This is a genomic window from Burkholderia sp. HI2761 (genome assembly GCF_002223355.1).
GTDB lineage: Bacteria > Pseudomonadota > Gammaproteobacteria > Burkholderiales > Burkholderiaceae > Burkholderia.
In genome coordinates, this window is the sequence record NZ_NKFN01000007.1 from 932633 (window position 1) to 953583 (window position 20951).

18 protein-coding genes are annotated in these 20951 nt (G+C 69.1%); 9 read left to right on the top strand and 9 right to left on the bottom strand.

Annotated features, from left to right (window positions below; all coding sequences use genetic code 11):
• Positions 1-195 precede the first annotated feature (195 nt).
• From CFB46_RS21775 to pdeR, 4 genes are all read left to right on the top strand, one after another.
• Positions 196-969, top strand: coding sequence for a putative hydro-lyase (locus tag CFB46_RS21775; RefSeq protein ID WP_089501238.1), 774 nt, complete (start codon positions 196-198; stop codon positions 967-969).
• 99 nt (positions 970-1068) lie between these two features.
• Positions 1069-2367 (top strand): MFS transporter, encoded by a 1299-nt coding sequence (locus CFB46_RS21780; RefSeq protein ID WP_089501239.1) that lies wholly within the window; start codon positions 1069-1071, stop codon positions 2365-2367.
• 121 nt (positions 2368-2488) lie between these two features.
• Positions 2489-6133, top strand: a complete 3645-nt coding sequence (locus tag CFB46_RS21785; RefSeq protein WP_089501240.1) for a hydantoinase B/oxoprolinase family protein — start codon at positions 2489-2491, stop codon at positions 6131-6133.
• Between the two features lie 569 nt (positions 6134-6702).
• Positions 6703-8706: a cyclic di-GMP phosphodiesterase gene (gene pdeR, locus CFB46_RS21790; protein WP_027782280.1), complete on the top strand. Its 2004-nt coding sequence runs from the start codon at positions 6703-6705 to the stop codon at positions 8704-8706.
• 49 nt (positions 8707-8755) lie between these two features.
• Here the strand turns inward: pdeR and CFB46_RS21795 are convergent, their stop codons facing one another.
• Positions 8756-9619 carry a crotonase/enoyl-CoA hydratase family protein gene (locus tag CFB46_RS21795; protein WP_089501241.1) on the bottom strand — a complete coding sequence of 288 codons (864 nt, stop codon included), beginning with the start codon at positions 9617-9619 and terminating at the stop codon, positions 8756-8758.
• Positions 9620-10521: 902 nt separating this feature from the next.
• Here CFB46_RS21795 and CFB46_RS21800 point away from each other — a divergent pair.
• Positions 10522-10842: a DUF1840 domain-containing protein gene (locus CFB46_RS21800; protein ID WP_027782282.1), complete on the top strand. Its 321-nt coding sequence runs from the start codon at positions 10522-10524 to the stop codon at positions 10840-10842.
• Positions 10843-10964: 122 nt separating this feature from the next.
• On the opposite strand, the gene CFB46_RS36005 is transcribed toward CFB46_RS21800, so the two are convergent.
• The 3 genes from CFB46_RS36005 to CFB46_RS21810 all read right to left on the bottom strand — a co-directional run bounded on the left by CFB46_RS36005 (position 10965) and on the right by CFB46_RS21810 (position 11704).
• Complete coding sequence (locus CFB46_RS36005) at positions 10965-11123, bottom strand: hypothetical protein (RefSeq protein ID WP_179235099.1); 159 nt, start codon at positions 11121-11123, stop codon at positions 10965-10967.
• Between the two features lie 43 nt (positions 11124-11166).
• Positions 11167-11442 carry a hypothetical protein gene (locus tag CFB46_RS21805; RefSeq protein WP_089501242.1) on the bottom strand — a complete coding sequence of 92 codons (276 nt, stop codon included), beginning with the start codon at positions 11440-11442 and terminating at the stop codon, positions 11167-11169.
• A gap of 76 nt (positions 11443-11518) precedes the next feature.
• The gene (locus tag CFB46_RS21810) at positions 11519-11704 is read right to left on the bottom strand and encodes a hypothetical protein (RefSeq protein WP_027782284.1); all 186 of its coding nucleotides are present in this window, start codon (positions 11702-11704) and stop codon (positions 11519-11521) included.
• Between the two features lie 375 nt (positions 11705-12079).
• Between CFB46_RS21810 and CFB46_RS21815 the strand changes: the two genes are divergently transcribed.
• Together CFB46_RS21815 and CFB46_RS36010 are read left to right on the top strand one after the other, a co-directional pair.
• Positions 12080-13987, top strand: coding sequence for a DUF3857 and transglutaminase domain-containing protein (locus CFB46_RS21815; RefSeq protein WP_089502296.1), 1908 nt, complete (start codon positions 12080-12082; stop codon positions 13985-13987).
• A 69-nt stretch (positions 13988-14056) separates the two neighbouring features.
• Positions 14057-14221 carry a hypothetical protein gene (locus tag CFB46_RS36010; RefSeq protein ID WP_179235100.1) on the top strand — a complete coding sequence of 55 codons (165 nt, stop codon included), beginning with the start codon at positions 14057-14059 and terminating at the stop codon, positions 14219-14221.
• Between the two features lie 49 nt (positions 14222-14270).
• Here CFB46_RS36010 and CFB46_RS21820 read toward each other — a convergent pair whose 3' ends face one another.
• Complete coding sequence (locus tag CFB46_RS21820; protein ID WP_027782286.1) at positions 14271-15320, bottom strand: AraC family transcriptional regulator; 1050 nt, start codon at positions 15318-15320, stop codon at positions 14271-14273.
• Between the two features lie 70 nt (positions 15321-15390).
• On the opposite strand from CFB46_RS21820, the gene CFB46_RS21825 reads away from it, so the two are divergent.
• On the top strand, positions 15391-16593 hold the full coding sequence (locus CFB46_RS21825) for an MFS transporter (RefSeq protein ID WP_089501243.1): 1203 nt from the start codon (positions 15391-15393) through the stop codon (positions 16591-16593).
• Between the two features lie 55 nt (positions 16594-16648).
• Here CFB46_RS21825 and CFB46_RS21830 read toward each other — a convergent pair whose 3' ends face one another.
• The gene (locus CFB46_RS21830) at positions 16649-17527 is read right to left on the bottom strand and encodes an aldo/keto reductase family oxidoreductase (RefSeq protein WP_089501244.1); all 879 of its coding nucleotides are present in this window, start codon (positions 17525-17527) and stop codon (positions 16649-16651) included.
• Between the two features lie 101 nt (positions 17528-17628).
• Between CFB46_RS21830 and CFB46_RS21835 the strand changes: the two genes are divergently transcribed.
• Positions 17629-18528 (top strand): LysR family transcriptional regulator, encoded by a 900-nt coding sequence (locus CFB46_RS21835; protein WP_089501245.1) that lies wholly within the window; start codon positions 17629-17631, stop codon positions 18526-18528.
• Between the two features lie 6 nt (positions 18529-18534).
• On the opposite strand, the gene CFB46_RS21840 is transcribed toward CFB46_RS21835, so the two are convergent.
• From CFB46_RS21840 to CFB46_RS21850, 3 genes are all read right to left on the bottom strand, one after another.
• Positions 18535-19380 (bottom strand): helix-turn-helix domain-containing protein, encoded by an 846-nt coding sequence (locus CFB46_RS21840; RefSeq protein ID WP_089501246.1) that lies wholly within the window; start codon positions 19378-19380, stop codon positions 18535-18537.
• Between the two features lie 48 nt (positions 19381-19428).
• Positions 19429-19986: a carboxymuconolactone decarboxylase family protein gene (locus CFB46_RS21845; RefSeq protein ID WP_089501247.1), complete on the bottom strand. Its 558-nt coding sequence runs from the start codon at positions 19984-19986 to the stop codon at positions 19429-19431.
• Between the two features lie 142 nt (positions 19987-20128).
• The gene (locus CFB46_RS21850) at positions 20129-20890 is read right to left on the bottom strand and encodes an isocitrate lyase/PEP mutase family protein (RefSeq protein ID WP_089501248.1); all 762 of its coding nucleotides are present in this window, start codon (positions 20888-20890) and stop codon (positions 20129-20131) included.
• Between the last annotated feature and the right edge of the window lie 61 nt (positions 20891-20951).

The window sequence follows — 20951 nt, forward strand, 5'->3', positions numbered from 1 at the left end:
GAGCGGTGGATGCGCAGCTTGCCGGCGACGAAAAATGAACGGGACCGGGGAAAACCCGCAGATTCGTTAAGAAATTCTATACAACGGACGCAAAAAAACTCGTTGGCGACAAAATTTTTTCTTTTCTATTCTTCGCCGTATCCGATGACACACCACCGTCATCGCCACCCCATCCCGATTCCGCGACCGACTATCATGACGCCTTCCGAATTCCGCCAGTCCGTGCGCCGCGGCGCGTTCCGCGGCCCGACCGCCGGCCATTGCGGCCCGTTTGCCCAGGCGAACCTGGCGATCCTGCCCGACGCGTACGCGCACGATTTCCTGCGCTTCTGCCAGGCCAACCCGAAGGCCTGCCCGCTGCTGGGCGTTGGCGAACCGGGCGCGTTCCGGATCGACTCGCTCGGCGAGGATCTCGACATCCGCACCGACGTGCCGAGCTACAACGTCTACCTCGACGGCCGCCTGACCGAGCGGGTCGAATCGCTGGAAGCGCTGTGGCGCGACGATTTCGTCGTATTTGCCATCGGCTGCTCGTTCTCGTTCGAGGACATGCTCGCCCGCGAAGGAATCGGGTTGCGCCACGTCGAGGAGGGGCGCAACGTGCCGATGTACCGTACGTCGATCCCGAACCGCCGCGCGGGGATCTTCGGCGGTCAGCTGGTCGTGTCGATGCGGCCGCTGCGCGGCGCCGACGCGATCCGCGCGGTGCAGATCACGAGCCGGTTCCCGGGCGTGCACGGCGCGCCGGTCCATATCGGCCACCCGCGGGAACTGGGCATCGAGGATTTGAACGCGCCCGAATTCGGCGACGCGGTGACGATCCGCGACGGCGAGCTGCCGGTGTTCTGGGCGTGCGGCGTGACGCCGCAAACGGCGCTGATGGACGCGAAGCTGCCGATCGCGATCGCGCATACGCCCGGCCACATGTTGATGACCGACATCACGAACGCGTCGCTGGCCGTGCTCTGACCCGCCGATCGCCCCGTACGCGACACACCGACGACACACCGACGACAGGCACACCGCACCACACGCCATTTGACGGCGCATCACGACAGGAGCATCACCATGGAAAGCAAGACCCTCGCGGCGCCCGCCGCCGAGCCCGCGAGCCACGAGCGCAGCGGCCTGTTCGCGTGGTACGCGGAGGCGCAGCCGCGCGAGCGCCGCGCGTTCTGGAGCTGCAAGGTCGGCTACATGCTCGACGGGATGGACACGCAGATGCTGTCGTTCGTGATCCCGACGCTCGTCGCGACCTGGGGCATCTCGTTCGCCGACGCCGGTTTCATCGGCACGATCACGTTGCTCGCGTCGGCGCTCGGCGGCTGGATCGCCGGCATCCTGTCCGACCGGATCGGCCGCGTGCGCACGCTGCAACTCACGGTGCTGTGGTTCGCTGTGTTCACCGCGCTGTGCGGGCTCGCGCAGAACTACCATCAACTGGTCGCGGCGCGTGCGCTGATGGGCTTCGGCTTCGGCGGCGAATGGACGGCCGGCGCGGTGCTGATCGGCGAGGTGATTCGCGCGCGCGACCGCGGCAAGGCGGTCGGCCTCGTGCAGTCGGGCTGGGCGATCGGCTGGGGGCTGTGCGCGCTGCTGTATGCGCTGCTGTTCTCGGTGCTGCCGGCCGAGCAGGCGTGGCGCGCGCTGTTCCTCGTCGGGCTCGCGCCCGCGCTGCTGGTCGTCGCGATCCGCCGTTACGTGAAGGAGCCGGACGTCTACGAGAAGGAGAAGGCCGCGCAGGCGAAAGTGGCCGACGCGCCGCGCCTCACCGAGATCTTCGCGCCGAAGCTGATCACGACGACGCTGCGCGCGGCGCTCTTGACGACCGGCGCGCAGGGCGGCTACTACGCGATCACGACGTGGCTGCCGACCTTCCTGAAGACCGAGCGGCACCTCACGGTGATGGGCACCGGCGGCTATCTCGCGATGATCATCTTCGGCTCGTGGGTCGGCTACCTGACGAGCGCATACCTGACCGACCGCCTCGGCCGCAAGCCGAACTTCATCCTGTTCGCGGTCGGCTCGATGGTGATCGCGTTCGCGTACACGTCGCTGCACCTGACCAACGCGTCGATGCTGTGGCTCGGCTTCCCGCTCGGCTTCTTCGCATCGGGCATCTTCTCGGGAATGGGTGCGTTCCTCACCGAGCTGTTCCCGACCCGCGTGCGCGGTTCCGGCCAGGGCTTCTGTTACAACGTGGGCCGCGCGATCGGTGCGCTGTTCCCGTTCCTGATCGGCGCGCTGGCCAAGCAGTACGGGCTCGGCACGAGCATCGGCATCTTCGCGGTCGCCGCGTACGGCGTGGTGATCGTCGCCGCGCTGACGCTGCCCGAGACCCGCGGCCGCGAACTCGACGCCGCGTAAGCGGCAGCGGCCCACGCGGCGCTTTCGCCCTTTTCCCTCTTTTTACCGGTACCCCCACGCGGCGCGCGACGCGCGCCGTGCGGCGGCGCTCGTCCCTCGATTCAACGACGCATCGACCATCATGACCGACCGACACCTTTCCCCCGTTCCCTCCGACACCGCGCGCTGGCAATTCTGGATCGACCGCGGCGGCACGTTCACCGACATCGTTGCGCGGCGGCCCGACGGCACGCTCGTCACGCACAAGCTGCTGTCGGAGAACCCCGAGCAGTACCGCGACGCGGCCGTGGCCGGCATCCGCCACCTGCTCGGCCTCGCGGCCGGCGAGCCGATCACGCCCGCGCGGGTCGACATGGTGAAGATGGGCACGACGGTCGCGACCAACGCGCTGCTCGAACGCAAGGGCGAACGCACCGCGCTCGCGACGACGCGCGGCTTTCGCGACGTGCTGCGCATCGCGTACCAGAACCGGCCGCGCCTGTTCGATCTCGAGATCGTGCTGCCCGACGCGCTGTACGAGACGGTCGTCGAGATCGACGAGCGCGTCGGCGCGCATGGCGACGTGGTCGTGCCGCTCGATGTTCAGGGTGCCGAAGCGTCGTTGCGACGCGTGTTCGACGACGGCGTGCGCGCGCTCGCGATCGTGCTGATCCACGGCTACCGCCATACCGCGCACGAACGCGCGCTGGCCGAACTCGCGCGCCGCATCGGCTTCACGCAGGTGTCGGTGTCACACGAGGTGTCGCCGCTGATGAAGATGGTGTCGCGCGGCGACACGACCGTGGTCGACGCGTACCTGTCGCCGATCCTGCGCCGCTACGTCGAGCAGGTCGCGCACGAGATGCCGGGCGTGAACCTGCAGTTCATGCAGAGCAGCGGCGGGCTGACACGCGCCGATGCGTTCCAGGGCAAGGACGCGATCCTGTCGGGACCGGCCGGCGGCATCGTCGGGATGGTGCGCGCGGCGCGCGCGGCCGGCTTCGGCCAGGTGATCGGCTTCGACATGGGCGGCACGTCGACCGACGTGTCGCACTACAACGGCGAATTCGAGCGCGCGTTCGAGACGCAGGTGGCCGGCGTGCGGATGCGCGCGCCGATGATGAGCATCCATACGGTCGCCGCGGGCGGCGGCTCGGTGCTCGGCTTCGACGGCGCGCGGCTGCGCGTGGGGCCCGAATCGGCCGGCGCGAACCCGGGGCCGGCCGCGTACCGGCGCGGCGGCCCGCTGACGGTGACCGACTGCAACGTGATGCTCGGCAAGATCCAGCCCGATCATTTCCCGCGCGTGTTCGGCCCGCGCGCGAACCAGCCGCTCGACCGCGACGGCGTGGTCGCGAAGTTCGCGGCGCTCGCCGACGAAATTCACGCGGCGACCGGGCGGCGCGAGACGCCCGAGGCGCTCGCCGAAGGTTTCCTGGAGATCGCGATCGGCAGCATGGCGAACGCGATCAAGAAGATTTCCGTGCAGCGCGGTCACGACGTGTCGCGCTACGTGCTGACGACGTTCGGCGGCGCGGGCGGCCAGCACGCGTGCGGCGTGGCCGATGCGCTCGGGATGACGCAGGTGTTCGCGCATCCGCTCGCGGGCGTGCTGTCCGCATACGGGATGGGGCTGGCCGACCAGACCGCGATGCGCGAGCGCGCGGTCGAGGCCGTGCTGACCGACGCGTCGCTGCCGGCGCTGAACGCGGCGCTCGACCGGCTGGCCGACGAGGCCATCGGCGCGCTGCTCGAACAGGGCGTGCCGCCGGAGCGGATCGCGACCGAGCGGCGCGTGCACCTGCGCTACCAGGGCACCGATTCGGCGCTCGACGTGCCGGCCGGCGGCGTCGCCGCGATGCAGCAGGCGTTCGAGGCCGCGTACCGGCAACGCTACGCGTTCCTGATGCCCGGCACGCCGCTCGTCGCCGAGCTCGCGTCGGTCGAGGCGATCGGCCGCTCGGACGCACCGGTCGACCTCGCGCCGCTCGCGCCGCGCGGAGCGGAGGACGGCGGCGCGCCACGCGCCGATTCCGCCGTGCGTTTCTATTCCGGCGGCCGCTGGCACGACGCGGCGCTGTACGTGCGCGACACGCTGCGCGCCGGCGACGCGATCGACGGCCCGGCGATCGTCGCGGAGAAGAACGGCACGACCGTCGTCGAGCCTGGCTGGCGCGCCGGGATGACCGCCCAGGGTAATCTCGTGCTGACGCGCACGACGCCGCTGCCGACGCGCCGCTCGCTCGGCACCGACGCCGATCCGGTGCGGCTCGAGATCTTCAACAACCTGTTCATGTCGATCGCCGAGCAGATGGGGCTGCGGCTGCAGAATACCGCGTACTCGGTGAACATCAAGGAGCGGCTCGACTTCTCGTGCGCGATCTTCGACGGCGACGGCAACCTGATCGCGAACGCGCCGCACATGCCCGTGCACCTCGGCTCGATGGGCGAGAGCATCCGGACGGTGATCGAGCGCAACCGCGGCCGCATGCGCGACGGCGACGTGTTCATGCTGAACGACCCGTACCACGGCGGCACGCACCTGCCGGACGTGACGGTCATCACGCCGGTGTTCGCGGACGGCTCGGACGCGCCGCTGTTCTACGTCGGCTCGCGCGGCCACCACGCGGACATCGGCGGCACGACGCCGGGCTCGATGCCGCCCGATTCGACCCATATCGACGAGGAAGGCGTGCTGATCGACAACTGGCAGCTCGTGTCGGCCGGCGTGCTGCGCGACGCCGAGACGCGCGCGCTGCTGGCATCCGGCCGCTACCCCGCGCGCAACGTCGAGCAGAACATGGCCGACCTGCGCGCGCAGGTCGCCGCGAACCAGAAGGGCGTCGACGAATTGCGCCGGATGGTCGCGCAGTTCGGCCGCGACGTCGTGCTCGCGTTCATGGGGCACGTGCAGGACAACGCGGAAGAAGCCGTGCGGCGCGTGATCGGCGCGCTGCAGGACGGCGCGTACCGCTACCCGCTCGACAACGGCGCGGAGATTCGCGTCGCGATTCGCGTCGACCGCGCGGCGCGGTGTGCGGAGATCGACTTCACCGGCACGTCCGCGCAGCTCGACAACAACTTCAACGCGCCGAAGGCCGTCTGCATGGCGGCGGTGCTGTACGTGTTCCGCACGCTGGTCGGCGACGACATCCCGCTGAACGCCGGCTGCCTGAAGCCGCTGACCGTGATCGTGCCGGCCCGCTCGATGCTGAACCCCGAATACCCGGCGGCCGTCGTGTCGGGCAACGTCGAGACGTCGTCGGCGATCACCAACGCGCTGTACGGCGCGCTCGGTTGCGTCGCGTCGAGCCAGGGCACGATGAATAACTTCACATTCGGCAACGATCGGTACCAGTACTACGAGACGATCGCGGGCGGCAGCGGCGCGGGCGACGGCTTCGCGGGCGTCGGCGCGGTGCAGACGCACATGACGAACTCGCGGCTTACGGATCCGGAGGTGCTCGAATGGCGCTATCCGGTGCGGCTCGATTCGCACCGGATCCGCGCCGGCTCGGGCGGCGGCGGGCGCTGGCGCGGCGGCGACGGCGCGGTGCGGCGCATCCGCTTCCTCGAGCCGATGACCGCGTCGATCCTGTCGAACAACCGGATCCATGCGCCGTTCGGCGCGGCGGGCGGGAAGGCCGGCGCGCTCGGCCGCAACACGATCGAGCGGGCGGACGGCACGGTCGAGGCGCTCGACCACATCGGCCGCGCGCAGATGGCGCCGGGCGACGTGTTCGTCGTCGAAACGCCGGGCGGCGGCGGCTACGGCGCGCCGGACTGAGCGGTGCATCCGGCGCGGGCCCCGCGCCGGATACGCGGGGGCGGGTGAAGGACATTGCAACGAACTGTGGAATAAAGCTGCGCATTCACTCGCGAACGGAATCAAAAATGGCGGAAACCGGATCGCGGCATGCGATTCGACCCTGCTGCCACGGTCTTGTCATAAGATCCGGCCCCATATCTGTGAATCGGCCTCGAACGCCCGCCCGTCATGGGTTCCGGCCCGGCACGCCGCCCTCGGCGCGCGGCGCGTCGTCCGTCCGATCGCAAGCGACCAAACACGAAAAATCCGGCTTGCCAATCGAGTCCCGATTCCTTGACACTCTTCTCTAAATGTGAGTGCCAATCTTCATCGTCATTTGATAAGATGGCTTCCATCATTCGTAAGGCAGAACCTGCGCGCATCACGCGCGAACGCCGGTTGCATCAGCTGCAAACAAGTACGGGACGAGGCGGCCGCCACGGCAATCACGGCTGCCCTGCCGGGCACGCGCACGGCGCGGCCCGGGAAGGCGGCGGGCCTGCTCGCCTCCGTCTACACTGTGCGTTTTTTTGGATCGGGGCGTGTCCATGGATGACGAAAACGATAGCGCGGTGCTCGAGGCGCATGTCGGTACGCGCAGCCCCTGCTGGCGTCTCGGCAGCGACAGCAACGCGCTCGAACTGGCCGCGGTCCGCGGGCTGACCAATGTCGCTGTCGCGCTGACGGTCGAACAGGCCGCGCGCATCCGCGCGCTGACCGGTGTCACGTCGCACCTCGTGCTGGACATCGTGCTGTTCGGCAACCCGGTCAGCCTCCATCTCGTCGGCAGGAAGGTCAATACGGTCGACTGGGCCGGCACGGCGTCCGCCTATTCCGATACCGCGTCCGTCGCCGGCGACCTGTCGCAAGGGCTCGCGTTCGCCGAGCAGGTCGTGTCCGAAGTGAATTCGCTCGTCGTGATCCTCGATCGCAACGGGATGGTGCAGCGCTTCAACCGCCTGTGCGAGGAAGTGACGGGCAAGCGCGAGGTCGACGTGATCGGCCGCAGCGCGTTCGAGCTGTTCATGAGCCCCGAGCAGGGTGCGCAGTCGCGCAGCAACATCACGGGCTTCTTCGCGAGCAACCAGTCGTTCGCGGTCGAGCGCTACATCAACACGGTCAACGGGCCGCGCCTGTTCCAGTTCCGCAACAAGTTCGTGCAGAGCGGCAGCGGCGTCGACGAGCAGTTCCTGATCTGCTCGGGCATCGACATCACCGAGGAGCGCACCGCGCAGCAGCGGCTCACCGAGCTCGCGACCACCGACGTGCTCACCGGGCTGCCGAACCGCCATGCGATCAGCGAGCGCATCCGCACGGCGATCGCCGAGGAGAGCGAGCTGACGCGCGGCCAGGTCGGCATCCTGTTTCTCGATCTCGACAACTTCAAGCGCGTCAACGATCACTACGGGCACATCACCGGCGACCGCCTGCTGCAGGACGTGTCGGCGATCATCAGCGGCTGCCTGCCGTCCGGGGCGACGCTCGCGCGGCTCGGCGGCGACGAATTCCTCGTGCTGTTCGAACACGGCACGCGCCCGCTGCTCGAAGCGACCGCGCAGATCATTCTCGAGCGGCTGCGCACGCCGATCCATCTCGGGCTGATGGAGGTCTACACGAGCTGCTCGATCGGCATCGCGATGTATCCGCAGCACGGCGATTCGCTCGAGACGCTGATCCGCAGCGCCGACACCGCGATGTACGTCGCGAAGGAAGCGGGCAAGCATACGTATCGCGTGTTTTCGCTGGAGATGAACCAGAAGGTCGCGAAGTACATGTGGCTCGACACGAACCTGCGCAAGGCGCTCGAGGACGAGCAGTTCGTGCTGCACTACCAGCCGGTGGTCGATATCGCGACGGGCGACGTGCACGGCGTCGAGGCGCTGATCCGCTGGCAATCGCCCGATCGCGGGCTCGTCGCGCCGGTCGAGTTCATCCGTTTCGCGGAAGAGTCGGGGCTGATCGCGCCGCTCGGGCGCTGGGTGATGCGCACCGCGGCCGCGCAGGCCGCCGCGTGGAAGGCGAAGGGGCTCGGCATCCGGATCGCGGTGAACGTGTCCGCGCGGCAGTTGCAGGACATGAACATCGTCCACCAGTTCGCGTCGATTCTCGACGGCGCGGGGCTGAAGCCGGGCCTGCTCGACATCGAGCTGACCGAGAGCTGCTTCATCGAGGACGAGGAAGCGGCCATCGGGCTGATGCGGCAATTCCGCCAGCTCGGCGCGGAGATCCATCTCGACGATTTCGGCACCGGCTATTCGTCGCTGTCGCAGTTGTCGCGCCTGCCGCTCGATGCGATCAAGCTCGACCGCACCTTCATCACGGCCATCGACCGCAATCCGCGCTCGCAGGCGCTGGTGCGCTCGGTCGTGTCGCTCGCGAAGGCGCTGAATTTCGCGGTGGTCGCCGAAGGCGTCGAAACGCATGCGGAAGCCGAGTTCCTCAAGCAGCTCGACGTCGATCACGCGCAGGGCTACTACTACGCGCGGCCGATGCCGGCGCAGGCGTTCGAGGCGTGGCTCGCGGAGACGAGAAAGCTCAGGCTGATCGCCTGAGCGTCGTTCCGGAAACGGGCGCCGCCGGCCGTCGGCGGCGCCCGTCGCGTTACACCGTGCGCAGTTTCGACACGCGCCGGTTCTGCAGCATCACCAGGCGTTCCATGTACGCGAGATCCTTCGGCTCGATCGTGAACGCCGCATGCACCCACGCTTCCGTGATGTCCATCAGCTCCGAGCGCGACAGCTGGAACACGCGTTCGCGGGCGCGCAGCATCGCACGGATGCCGTTCAGCCTGGGCTTCGTCACGTCGATGAAGGTGCGCGTCGCGAGATACGCGTCACCGGCGTCGAACGTCTCGTCGATCAGGCCGCGATCTTCGTACCACTCGGCCGCGTGCGCTTCGCCGGTCGCGATCAACGATTCCGCGAGGCCGCGGTCCGCCTTGCGTGCGACCAGCGAATAGCCGCCCATGCCCGGGAACAGGTTGAACGCGATCTCGGGGAACCCGAGTTTCACGCCCTTCTGCGCGAGCACGTAGTGATGGGCGAGCGCGGCCTCGAAGCCGCCGCCGAGCGCGCTGCCCTCGACCATCGCGATCGAGATCGCGCCGGTGCCGAAGCCGGTGTAGATCTCGTACACGCCGTCGATGCACGAGCGCGCGTAGGCCATCAGCTGGTCGCGCCGGCCGCTGCGGATCGCGTCGACGAAGAAGCTCAGGTCGCCGCCGACGTTGAACAGCTCGGGGACGAGCGACCCCGTCACCCAGAAGTCGAACGTGAGACCCGAGTCGCGTGCGGCGCGTGCGAGATGAATGATATCGGTGACGAGTTGTTGGTTGAAGCACGGCCGCGGCTCCGATCGCAGCATCATCCACATGACGTTACGGCCTTCTTCGTAGAAGGCGGTCAGTTGCGAGAGTTCGCCGGCTTCGTAAAACGGCCGGCATGCCGGATGGGATTGGAGTTGCATGGTATGTCCTCGTGAGATGTGGTTTTTAAAGCGCGCCGCGCCAGGCGCCATGCGGGACTCGAGGTGCCCGCATGGCGCCTGGCGCGAGGCATCGCCATTGTTGCGCGCGCACAAAAGTCGAATTGCGGGGAAAAACGCACGAACGGGATGCCGGTGCGGATCGCGTCCGGGCGGGCCCGGGGCGACGGCCAGAGCGATGGGGATCGGAAGGGAGGGCGGTGGGGCGGGCGAGAGGCGCGGTTCTGCCGGCGCCGGCCGGCAGCCGATCCGGCGCAGGGTTGCCGGCGCCGTTCGCTTACATGCCGAAAGCGCTGCCGGGCTACCGGGCGTGGGCCGCGGCTGCATGCCGGAAAGCGGGGCGGTTGGCGGCCGACGTGCTTGATCCGCCCACGCGGCATGCAGTTACAGAAGCGCTCGACGGTTACGTCGCGCACCGTCGCCGCAACGGCATCGAGGTAGGCGGCCGGGTCGCATCCGGCGATCCGGACGGCCGGACAAGTTTTGCTAAGACGCGCGACGCATTGCCGCGATCAATCGAACGGCAAATCCTTGCCGGGAGAGATGCGGCAAGCGAGTCGGCGACTGCAAGTAACGCATCGACGCGAGATGCGTTGCCCGGCGAATGCCGCGTCGTGGCAGAGGTGCTGCCCGATTGCAGTCATTCACGAGCTGCACGCTTGAATACATCACATTGTGATATAAAATAAAAGCAGGCCTTCGCGCCATCCTGCCTCGACGCCGCCAACGAACCCGGCCGCGCCACGCGCGCCTCGTGCCGGGCGAACGTCCGGTTCAGAAGAACCGGGCGGCGCTCACGCGCGGCGGGATGGCCGACGGGCCTCGCCGCGACCGGCGGCGCGATGCGCCGTACGGGTTCGCGGCGACGACAAGGGAAAATGACGATGCTGATAACGTTTCGGTCCTCCGCCGCCCCCGATATCGTGATGTTGCGCGATCTGGCGCAGTACCTGCTCGGGCTGGTCGGCAAGGGGCTCGACATACGCGGTGTGATTTCCACCGACGAATTGCCGGGCGCGATCGCGCGGCTCGAACAGGCGATCAGGGACGATGCGGCGCGCGAACGGGCTCACGAGTATTCGACGCTGGGGTTGCGCGATGGTGCGTCGCCGCATGCGAACGGGCTCGCGCAGCGCGCGTGGCCGCTGCTGGACATGATGCGTGCGGCTCATGAACAGGGCCGGCACGTGATGTGGGGCGTGTAGGCGCGCAGCGCGCGCGTGCCGCCCGCGGAACCGAACCTCCGCTGAAAGGCCGACGGCTTCGCGTCTCGACCGACGCGCGTGCCGTCGGCCGATTTTTTTGCGCGCCGGAATTGCCCGCGCGGTTACGGATGACGATGCGTATGCGAGCGCGGCGAGCGCCGCGCCGAGCGGTGCAGCAGCCTGTCGCGCGTGCGGTCGCGGCCGCGCTGGGTCGCGAAGAACAGCACCGCGAACACGAGAATCGCGAGCAGCACGAGGGTCTGGACGATACCGTTTTCCATGTCGCCTCCGGCGGAATGGGGACGCGGGATGCGCGACCGGCCGTCAGCCGGCGGGCAGGCAGGCGCTGGCGAGCTTCGTGTCGATGAAGCGCTTGGCCAGTGCGATCGACACCCTGAGCGCGTCCGCGTCGTTGCGGAACACGTGATGCTTCGGGTCGAGCAGGTGCGCTTCGTGGCGCCCGCGCGCATCGCGCCAGCACACGACGGCGAGCGGCTGGTACAGCGCGCCGAGTTCGAGCCCTTCGCCGGCCACCGGATCGACGAACGCGACCGCGCGGATCTCGCACTGGCGATAGGTCAGACGGAGCGGCGATGCCATGAGCGTCTCCGTGGCGGGCGTAGGGCGTTCCGGCCCCGCGCGGCGGCCGACCGGACGAACGGCTGCCGCGTCGCGGTCACGTCAGCATCGGCATCGCTTCGATCAACGCGATGCCGAGCAGCGCGCCGAGCGCGGCGCCGATCAGTTTCGGATGCCACCGTTCGAGATGCAGCGCCGTCAGCAACGCGCCGAACAGGATCACGCCCAGCAGCGCGAATGCAATCACGAGGTAACCGATTTCGAAATCGTTGTTGATCAGCATGATGTCTCCTTCCCCATGTCGGCGTGTCGCGTGCGGCGGTGTCTTGCTCGTGCCGCCGACGTCGCACGCCCGATGTGCCTGACTGAATTATATATCACAGCATGATATAAAAAATGATCGCCCCGGATAAGGCTACGCACCGCGACATGCCATCCCGCGGCGCCCGCGAGGCCGGCCGTCACGGCTTGCCGGGTCGCGCGCCGGCCTTGCGCCCGGCGGCTTGACGCTCGCCGGCACGTCACCCACACTGGGCCGCACGACGGCACACGCCGTGCGGGTGGCGCGGGCGGCCGTCATGCGTGCGTCATGCGGGTCGGGCTGTCGCACCGGCGCGCGGCGCCAACGCCCGGTAACGAACGCGCGGAGAGTTTCGACGTGGTGCGTTTTCCTTCCCGATGGACCGGCTGCCTGTTCGCGTGCGCCGTGGCGCTCGGCGCGGGTACGGCCGCGGCCGATACGCGCGACACGGGCGATTCGCACGACGCGGGCGAGACGGCGCCCGTCACGCTCGTCAGCGACGTCCACGAATTCGTGATCCAGCACGACGGTTCGCTCGACGAGCACGACGATTCGACGCTGCGCGCGAACGACGCGAACGGTATCGACGCGGTCGCGCAGCGCTACGTGTGGTTCGACAAGAATCTCGAGAAGGTGGAGTTGCTCGCGGCCGAGACGATCGACCGCGACGGCGTCGCGCATCCGGTCGGCGCGGACGGCATCCGCGACGTGCAGGAGCCGCGCTCGGCCGGCGCGCCGACGTTCCAGGACGGGCTGCTGCGCACCGTCGTGTTTCCCGGCGTCGAAGCCGGGTCGAGCACGCGTATCGCGTTCCGCAAGACCCGCACGAAGCCGGTCAATCGCGGCTACTTCGGCTACTACGTCGAGCCGTCGCGCGAGCCGGTCGACCGCCAGCGGCTGATCTTCGACGTGCCGGCCGACATGCCGCTGTATGCGGACGCACGCGGCTACGTCGCGCTGCCGCCGGTCACGGCGAACGGCCGCACGCGCTACGAATTCGACTACCGGCACGGCGCGTACGATCGCATCGAGAGCGGCGCGGTCGGCTACCCGACCTACGGCGACCGGCTCGTCGTGTCGACGCTGCCCGACTACGCGGCGTTCGCCGCGCGCTACCGCGACGCAGCCGTCGACCCGAGCGCGAACGATCCGGCCGTCGTGCAACTGGCGCGTGCGCTCACGGCGGAGGCCGCCGATCCGCGCGACAAGGCGCGCCTGCTGTACGACTGGGTGCAGGCGAACGTGCGCTACGTCGGGTTGTTTCTCGGCGAAACGGCCGCCGCGCCGCATCGCGTGACCGACATCCTGCGCAACCGCTACGGCGACTGCAAGGATCATGTCGCGCTGTTCGGCGCGTTGCTGGCGGCGGTCGGCATTCGCAGCGAACCGGTGTTGATCAATCTCGGCGCCGTGTACACGCTGCCATCGGTGCCCGGCTACGGCGGCGGCGCGATCAATCATGCGATCACGTGGCTGCCCGATCTCGGGCGCTACGCGGATACGACGACGGCCGGCATCGCGTTCGGCTACCTGCCGCCGATCGTGATGGATCGGCCCGCACTGCTGGTCGATACGGGCGTGCTGTCGCGCACGCCGGCCACGCAGCCGCGCACCCGCACCGCGCGCCTTGCGATCGATGCCGCGCAGCCCGGCGCCGCGCGTTTTCAGGCTTACGTCGGGGACGACGGCTGGACGGCCGAACTCGAACGCAACCTGTTTCGCCGCGCGTCGCGCGACCGCATCGCGCAACTCGCGAACGAGCGCCTGCGGCAAAGCGGCCTGCGCGGCCGCGCGCAACTGTCGACCAGCGACCGGCGCGTGTCCGAGGGCCCGTTCGACGTGACCGTTACCGGCACGCTCGATCATTTCGTGTGGCCGGACGGCACGACCGCGTTGCCCGCGCCGTCGAGTCTGACGGGCGGCATCGCGACGCAGGTCGAGACCTGGCTGGCCGAGCCCGTGCGCACGCAGCCGTGGGGCTGCCTCGGCGGCACGTTCGACGAGACCGGCCAGATCGCGTTGCCGGCGGGCGTCGCCGTGACCGATCTGCCGGCCGATGCGGCCGTGCACGACCGTTTCGTCGACTTCACGTCGCATTACGTGTTCGATGCGGCCGCGCGGGTCGTGCAGGTGACGCGGCGGATGAAGGCGGATTTCGGCCGGCAGGTGTGCACGCCGGACGAGTTCGCCGCGCTGCGCGCGTCGCTCGAGCGCATCGAACGCGACACGCAGGCGCAGATCGTCGTGCGGGCGAAGCCACGTTGAGCGGCGCGGGCACGGCGTTCGCTCCGGACGGGCGAATGACCGCAATCGCCGACGCGCAGGAGGGACATCATGACGGAGCGGGACCGCGAAATCGCCGAACTTGCGAAGGAATTGCTGGGGCGGATCGTGCAGGGGACGGTCGCGACCGGCGCGGCAGTCGATGCGCAGCAGTGCGCGACGCTCGCCGTGCAGTGCGCGACGGCGCTGGTCGACCGGCTCGACGCGCTGAAGTGACGCCCGGCGGGCCGCCACCGCCACAGGCGTCGGCGCCGCGCGTCGGGCGTTACGCTTCGGCGGGCACGTCGCCGTCCGCGCGCACGGCGCCCGGCGGCTTGCCGACCACGCGCTTGAACGCACGGCTGAAGGCGGCGAGCGAACCGTAGCCGAGCCGGTACGCGACGGCTTCGATCGTCTCGCGGTCGCGCGCGATCCACTGCGCGGCGAGCCGCATCCGCAGCTCGGTCAGGTAACGCACGGGCGTCATCCCGGTGGCCGCGAGGAAGCGCTCGGCGAACACCGAGCGCGACACGCCCGCTTCGGTCGCGAGTTCCGCGACGCTCCAGTTGCGGCCCGGGTCGCGATGCAGCGCGACGATCGCGCGGCCGAGCTTCGGCTCGCGCAGCGCCTGCACCCAGCCCGTCGCGTCGCCGCATCCGCACTCGACCCAGCCGCGCACGATGAACGCCGCGACCACGTCCGCGAGCCGCGCGAGGATGCCCGCGAAACCCGCGCGCGCGGTGCACGCTTCGCGCTCCATCGCATCGAGCATCGGGCGGATTTCCGGGTAGCGCGCGAGCAGCGTGCCCACGTGCATGAACTCGGGCATCGTGCCGACCAGCGGCTGCATGCCGCCGAGGTCGAGTTCCATGCACGCGCTGAAGATCAGCGCGTCGCCGGCGCCGGGTTCCGACGTCGCGCAGGTCGCGGGCGAGACGCCGGCCGACGCCACCGACGCGACCGTATCGCAGATCTTCGCGACCTCGAAGCCGTTGATCTCCCGGCACGGCACATCCGGATCGGACACCAGCGCGTGCATGCCGCCGTGCGGCAACAGGATCGCGTCGCCGCCCTCGAGCCGCATCGTGTCGCCCGACGCGTCGCGCAACAGCACCGGCCCGCGCACGACGAAATGGAACTGCGCGCGGCCCGGCGCATGGCCGAAGTTCAGTCCGAACGGCCGCGCGACCTGGATGCGGCGGTACTGGACGCCGCTCAGGCGCATCCCCAGCAGCAGCTCGCTGACGAGGTCATGCACGTCGGGAATCGGGGGCAAAAGGGGCTCGGACATATCGAGATACGGACGTTCGATCAACAAGAACGGATTGTATGTCATAGACCGTCCTGTCGCTGTTCCTTACGATACGCCCTTATCAGTATTTTCCCTAACCGACACGGAACCACGCATGAATCCCGGAATCTCCTCGGCCGCCTCGACGGCGGCCACCCGCGAACCGGCCTGGGGCGCGGTATTCGCGATGGCGCTCGGCGTGTTCGGGCTCGTCACGGCCGAATTCCTGCCGGCGAGCCTGCTGACGCCGATGGCCGAAAGCCTCGCTGTGACCGAAGGCGTGGCCGGACAGGCCGTCACGGCCACCGCCACGGTCGCGCTCGTCACGAGCCTGCTGATCTCGGCGCTCACGCGCACGATCGACCGGCGGCGCGTGCTGCTCGTGTTCTCGGTGCTGCTCGTCGCATCGAACCTCGCCGTGGCGTTCGCGCCGAACTTGGGCGTGCTGCTGTTCGGCCGCGTCGTGCTCGGCATCGCGCTCGGCGGTTTCTGGACGATGGCGACAGCCACCGCGATGCGGCTCGTGCCGACGGCGATGGTGCCGCGCGCGCTGTCGATCATCTTCAGCGGCGTGGCGGTCGCGACCATCGCGTCCGCGCCGATGGGCAGCTACTTCGGCCACCTGATCGGCTGGCGCAACGTGTTCCTGATCGCGGCCGTGCTCGGCGGCATCGCGTTCGTGTCGCAGATGATCACGCTGCCGTCGATGCCGCCGAGCGGCACGACGCGGCTGCGCACGCTGATCGACGTGCTGCGCCGGCCGACCGTCGGCCTCGGGATGTTCGCGACGATCCTCGTGTTCACCGGGCATTTCGCGTTCTTCACGTATCTGCGGCCGTTCCTCGAACAGGTGGCGGGCGTCGGCGTGAACGGGCTGTCGGCGATCCTGCTCGGCTACGGCATCGCGAACTTCGTCGGCACGTCGCTTGCGGGCCGCGTGCTCGAACACCGGCTGCGGCCGATGCTGATCGCCATGCCCGCGCTGATGGTCGTGCTCGGCATCGCGCTCGTCGTGCTCGGCCGCGCGCCGATGATCGACGCGGTGCTCGTCGCGTTGTGGGGAATGGCGTTCGGCGGCGTGCCGGTCGCCTGGTCGACGTGGGTCACGCGCACCGTGCCCGACGAGGCCGAGAGCGCGGGCGGGCTGATCGTCGCGGCGATCCAGCTCGCGATCGCGACGGGTGCGGCCGTCGGCGGCGTCGTATTCGACGCGAACGGCGCGGCAGGCGTGTTCGTCGGCGCGGCGATCGTGCTGGCGGTAGCGGTCGCGACGATCGTGACCGGCGTGCCGAAGCGGGTTGGCGTGGCCGCGACCTGACCCGGCCGGCGGCCCGCGCTGCACGGGCTGCCGGGGCCGGGCGATCGTCCGCGCGTCAGGCGGCGTCGGTGCCCGCGATGCGGTCGAGTTCCGCGAGCGCGTCGGCCGGCAGATCGACATCGGCCGCCGCGAGATTCTCGCGCAGATGCGCGACCGACGACGTGCCGGGAATCAGCAGGAGATTCGGCGCGCGGCGCAGCAGCCATGCCAGCGCGACCTGCATCGGCGTCGCGCCGGTACGGGCGGCGACGCCGGACAGCGTCGACGACTGCAGCGGCGAGAAGCCGCCGAGCGGAAAGTACGGCACGTAGGCGATGCCGTCGCGGGCAAGCGTGTCGATCAGGGCATCGTCGCCGCGATGCGCGATGTTGTAGTGGTTTTGCACGCAGACGATGTCGCAGATTCGCCGGCCCTGTGCGACCTGCGCGGGCGTAACGTTGCTCAGGCCGATGTGCCGTACGAGCCCGCGCCGCTGCAGCTCGGCGAGCGCGGCCAGCGGCGCTTCGATCGATCCTTCGGCCGGCCCGTGCGCGTCGAACATGATGCGCAGGTTGACGATGTCGAGCACGTCGAGCCCGAGGTTGCGCAGGTTGTCGTGTACGGCCTGTTCGAGCTCGCCGGGCGTCAATGCGGGCAGCCACGACGCATCGTCGCCGCGTCGCGCGCCGATCTTGGTGACGATCACGAGATCGTCGCGATACGGATGCAACGCGTCGCGAATCAGCCGGTTCGTGACGTGCGGGCCGTAGAAGTCGCTGGTGTCGAGATGGTCGACGCCCAATTCGACGGCTTCGCGCAAGACGTTCAATGCCGCGTCGCGATCCTTCGGCGGGCCGAATACGCCGGGGCCCGCAAGCTGCATCGCGCCGTAGCCGATCCGTTTGACGTGGCGATCTCCGAGCCTGAAGGTGGCGGGGTAGGGAATGTCGGGCATGACCGTGCTCCTGTCGAGGGGATGAATGCGTTCAGCATAGGGATGAGTCGTCTGCGCGATAAGCGGGCATAATCCGCACGGGTTGTACGAAAAGGCGAACAATGCAAACCGATCTGGGCGATCTGAACGCGTTCATGGCCGTGGCACGCGCCAGCGGATTCCGCGACGCCGCACGCATGACGGGCCTCAGCGCGTCGGGGCTGAGCGAGGCCGTGCGCCGGCTGGAAGCGCGGCTCGGCGTGCGGCTGCTGCACCGCACGACGCGCAGCGTCGTGCCCACCGAAGCCGGCGAACGCCTGCTCGCGCGCCTCGGCCCCGCCCTGACCGAGGTGGCGGCGGCGCTCGACGGTATCGACGAATTTCGGGACCGACCGGCCGGCACGCTGAAGCTCAACGTGCCGGTCAGCGCATCGCGGCTCGTGCTGCCTGCGATCGTGCCGCGCTTTCTCGAGGCGTATCCGGATATCCGGCTGGAAGTGATCGCCGACGAAAATTTCGTCGACGTGCTGGCGGTCGGATGCGACGCGGGTATCCGCTACGACGAACGGCTCGAACAGGACATGATCGCGGTGCCGATCGGCCCGCGCATCCAGCGATTCGCGACCGCGGCGGCGCCCGGCTATCTCGACCGGCACGGCCGGCCGCGGCATCCGCGCGACCTGCTCGACCATCGGTGCCTGCGCGGGCGCTTCGCCAGCGGCGCGATGCCGCCGTGGGAGTTCGAGCACGACGGCGAGGTCGTGCGGGTCGAGCCGGCCGCCGGCCCGCTGCTGGTGCAGATCGGCGGGGCGACGGAGCTGATGGTCGATGCGGCGATCGCCGCTACGGGCATCGTGTATCTGTTCGAAGACTGGCTGCGCCCGCATTTCGACAGCGGCGCGCTCGAACCTGTGCTCGAACCGTGGTGGCGGCCGTTCTCGGGCCCGTTTTTGTACTATCCCGGGCGGCGTCTCGTGCCGCCGGCGCTGCGCGCGTTCATCGATTTCGTCAAGGAATCCTGAGCACCGTCAGCGCACCGGCGCGTGTGCGTCGAGCAACTGCCGGTGGCGCGCGTCGGTCGCATCGTCGACGGGAAACATGCATTCCATGCGTAATTCCTGCGCGGCCGCGCCTTGCGGCGTGCCGATCGTCGTGACCAGCGAGAAGTAACGCAGCACGACGCCTTCGTGGATGAAGCCGATCGGGACGACCGGCAGCGAGGGCGAGGCGGCCGGCGCCGGCGGCGTGTTCCAGTCGCGCGGCGTATCGGGGCAGGCGAGCAGGTCGTCGAGCAGGCGCCGCGTGCCGTCGTCGATCACGCGGCCCACCGATTCGCGGTGCACGCGCTGCAGCAGGCTGCGCGACACGGTGCTCCAGTCGGCCACGAACGGCCGCATGCCGTGCGGATCGAACATCAGACGCAGCAGGTTGCGCGGCCCGTCGCGCGCCGGCATGTCGATGAAGCACCCGAAAAAGCGCGGCGCCGCATCGTTGGTCATCAGCACGTTCCAGTGACGATCCATCACGATCGCCGGAAACGGCTCGTGCTGGCGCACGACCCGTTCGAGCGCGCGGATCACGCCGTGCATCTCCTGCGCATCCCACGGCGCTTCCGAATACATCGGCGCATAGCCGGCCGCCAGCAGCAGCGCGTTGCGCTCGCGCAGCGGCACGTCGAGCGACTGCGCGAGCGTCAGCAGCGTGTCGCGGCCCGGCACGCTGCGCCCGCTTTCGATGAAGCTGATCTGACGCTGCGAGATCCCCGCGTCGAGCGACAGGTCGAGCTGGCTCACGCCACGCACGTCGCGCCAGTCGCGCAGCAACCGGCCCAGTTCATGCGGCGGTGAGTTCGAGGCGCGGCGGCGGGTGTTCATCGGCGTTCCCTGGTCGTTCCGTGATCGACGCGAACGACTATATCGAACTCACGCGGCGTGTGCATGCCACGCGAAAGCGTCGAACGGCGCTTCGAGCGCCGGCTGCGCGACGCTGCCGACGTAGTTCGTGATCGTCGACGCGGCCACCACGGCGATGACTTCCAGCAACTGCTCGGCGGTAAAGCCGGCATCGAAGAACGATCGGCGGTCGGTATCGGCGAGGCGGCCGCGGGTGTCGATCAGTGCGCGCGCCGCGGCCGACAGCGCGGCCAGTGTCGCGTCGGCGGGCAACTCGCCGCGCCGGATCGCATCGACGTCGGCCGTGGGCACGCCTTGTTTCAGCGCGAGCGCCGTATGGAAAGCGACCGGCCACTCGCTCGCGTTCGTGACCGCGTTGGTGAGCAGGAGTATCTGGATCTGCGGCTCGGTGAGACTGCTCGCGTGCACGCGCTCGAACAGGCCGATGAAGCCGTTGATCAGCACCGGCGACGCGGCCATTGCCGCCGCGATGTTCGGGACCGCGCCAAAGGCTTGCCGGAGTTGCTGGAGGACGGGCTTCGATTCGGCCGGCGCGGAATCGATCGTATGAAGCGGATAGGCGGACATGATGTCTCCGGGCGATGGGCGCTGCCGGAAGGGCGGCGCGACACCCGAAGCGTAGAAGCGGGCGCGTCGCGCGCCAATTACATGCGATGTAATCGTTTGACGGGGCGGCGGTGGACGCCCGCCGCCCCGCCCCGTGAATCCGTCAGACGCCTTGCTTGACCAGCGCCGCCAGCGTCTTCATCGCCTGCAGGTACGGATACGGCCCGTGGCTGATGCGCGCCACGCCGTATTCCGCGAGGTCGGCGAGCGTCGGCGTTTCCGCGACGCGCATCACGTTCACCGGCAGCGGCGACGCGGCCGTCAGTGCGCGAATGAGCGCCGGGGAGCGCAGGCCCGGCACGAACAGGCCGTCGGCGCCGGCCGCCGCATAAGCGCGGGCGCGTGTCAGCGTCGCATCGAGCAAGCGTTCGTCGTGCGTATCGGCTGCCGCGACGAAAAACACGTCGGTGCGCGCGTTGATGAAGTAGTCGGCGCCCGCGCGATCGGCCGCCTGCCGGGCCGCCGCGAGACGGGCCGACGCGGCGTCGACGTCGCGCAGTTCGCCCGTCGACGGAACGCTGTCTTCGAGATTGCAGCCGATCGCGCCGGCCCGGATGCTCATCGCGATCGTCTCGGCGACATCCTCCGGCCGCTCGCCGTAGCCGCTTTCGAGATCGACGGTGACGGGCAAGTCCGTCGCGCGCACGATCCGCTCCAGCACCTCCATCATCAGTGCGCGCGGCATCTGCTCGCCGTCGGCGAAACCGTTGGCAGCGGCGACCGACCAGCTGCCGGTCGCCAGCGCGGCGGCGCCGGCGTCGGCCACCGCGCGCGCACTGCCGGCGTCCCACACGTTGAACAGCGCCAGCGGCTGGCCTGCACGGTGAAGCGAGCGGAAAGTCGCGCCTTTCTCGTTGTTGCCCATGTTCGTCTCCTTGTGGATACCGGATCGGTTGTCGTGCCGAGCGATATTGCCACCGAATCGG